Source organism: Psychrobacter sp. T6-1 (assembly GCF_052258445.1).
This window is the reverse complement of sequence record NZ_JBQQFC010000365.1, coordinates 1-2,156: the sequence shown is the minus strand read 5'-3', so window position 1 is coordinate 2,156 and position 2,156 is coordinate 1. Positions and strand designations below refer to the sequence as shown.

General features: G+C 45.2%; 2 protein-coding genes and 1 pseudogene. 1 reads left to right on the top strand and 2 read right to left on the bottom strand.

Features of this window, described 5'->3' with window-relative positions:
• Positions 1-227, bottom strand: a pseudogene (locus ACTXGO_RS12805) (hypothetical protein); the annotation flags it as partial.
• Positions 228-380: 153 nt separating this feature from the next.
• Positions 381-848 (bottom strand): hypothetical protein, encoded by a 468-nt coding sequence (locus tag ACTXGO_RS12800; RefSeq protein WP_443574800.1) that lies wholly within the window; start codon positions 846-848, stop codon positions 381-383.
• A gap of 253 nt (positions 849-1,101) precedes the next feature.
• Between ACTXGO_RS12800 and ACTXGO_RS12795 the strand changes: the two genes are divergently transcribed.
• A partial coding sequence (locus tag ACTXGO_RS12795) for an exodeoxyribonuclease V subunit gamma (protein ID WP_443574799.1) occupies positions 1,102-2,156 on the top strand: 1,055 nt, incomplete at its 3' end.

The window sequence follows — 2,156 nt, the reverse complement described above, 5'->3', positions numbered from 1 at the left end:
AGTCTGTTTTCTGCTTGTATATATAGGACGGTCGTGGCGACTTCATTACCACTATCAGGATCCTCTTGCTCATTAGTTGTAGCACTTATCATCGCACTATCGCTTACCATCACAGGTAGCGGATCCATGTTTTTACGGTTACTTAGCCAAAGCCAACTCAATAGGCCGATGATTACGAGCAATAGCAGTAGCGCGATAGCAATGAGTACGCGTTTGTAGTCTTTCATAGAAGTGACTTATTTAATAGTAGGAATAGGCGTTTAAGTGATTATCTACTAAGTGATTATCTACCCAGCGTTTTGCTTAGTCTCTATCAGTGCCAGGATCGAGTGTTCAACAGACCCTAGACTATATGTAGAGCATGAGTTCAAAATACAGCTTTAAAGGTCTAAAACCTCATCGATCAATTCTGCAAGCATTGTATCGAATATATCTTTATTATTTAGAAGCTCAGAATTATTTTGCGCAGGGGATGATAACACAACTGACTCAGTTGATGACGACCCTGTTTGATGCACGGCAAGCGGGGACTGATGGTTATCTACTAAGTCTTTAATCCAGTAATAGCCTTGCGTCTCCCACCAAGCTTCAAACCGAGCAAGCGTACTCCCGCGTACTGCTTGAGGCAGATTAAGAGTGCGTAGCTTCGCCGCGAGTGTTGGGTCTGCTATAGCCTGCATTCGGCTAAGATACAGCTCGTCTTTATCTCCATCATAGGGCTTGCGACGCCTCCAAGCTGCCGCGTCAACTTTCATACGCGGCAACTGCCATAGCACGCCGCGGTAGTAGACGACGTACAAGCGCCTTTTTGGATTGACAAATATCGCATCTATAGGACGTAGCGGCATAGCTTGAACCTTTCATTATCAACCATACTCAAAATATCTCTACGACGTTGGTTGTCGTACATGTTTCATCAGCGCTGTCAGATACTGGTAAAATGCATCTATCGGTGGCACACTAAGACGCTTTGCATCCTGTGCTATGAGCAAACAATATAATAGCAGAAAATAAAATGTAGACACGCCTGCGATGCACAATTAGCAGTAGATAGTGTGTTTAGCGTCAATATTAACCTCTTTTTAGTGGATAAGATCCTCTATGTTTACCATTATTCAGTCCCATTTGACCGAACGCCTTGTCGAGCACTTACTGACGGCTTATCAGTCCAAAAACCAAGGTATCTTTGATGAGTTTATCGTCATTGTACCCTCAATGGTGCTCGGTGATTGGTTAGATAAATCTATCGCCAGTCAGGCAGGTATTAGCACTTTAGTTACGACGACGTTTTGGGGTCAGTATCAGTGGACATTGATGCAAAAGGTGCTGTCTGCACACAACGAGTGGCTGGTAGTCAATGAGCGCGCGCATGACACTTTATCTGTGCCTGAGGTCGCTGTACTCACAGGATCAGTTATGCAGTGGCGTTTGTTTGGCTACTTTACTTATTATCAAGGACAGATAATCGCGGATGACACTCATCCTTTGCATCCGCTCTTATCGGCGCTGCTCGATGACAAGTCGGACTCAAGTCAGCAGGATATACGGCTTTGGTCTTTGGCGACTGATTTTGCTCGAGTATTTAGCCGCTATCTTACGCACCGCGAGGATTGGCTTACGCTATGGTCACAAGATAAGCCGGTGGATGTTGAGACCCTTATCAAGGATAAAGATGAGCTGGCAAAACTGTTCGATGAGCATGCTGGCATGACGCCTGAGTGGCTGATTGCGCATTATGTCGAGCTTGAGCGCGCGCAGCGTCATTTGTGGCGCTTATTGTTTGCTCTAGTCTATGAGCACCGGCAAGCGATTGAAGCACGCTTTTGGCAAATTATGAAAAGTGCCAAAGACGGCAGCGGTATAGAGACAGGGGTAGATGTCTTCTCAATACTGCCAAAACAGCTGCATATCTTTACTTTGCAGCAATTACCGCAAAACGAGCTCAATTTTTTGCAAAAGCTATCGACTTACTTTGATATTACTTTATTGCATTACAATCCATCACAGCTGTTCTGGGCGGATATTGTCGATAAGCAGTGGTTACAGCGTCAGCAGGTCATTAACCCAAAAAGTGTATTTTTGCGTGATCACGGGCACACGCTATTATCGCGTTTGGGTAAGCAGTCGCGTGAGACTTTTGCGATGCTGGCGGGACT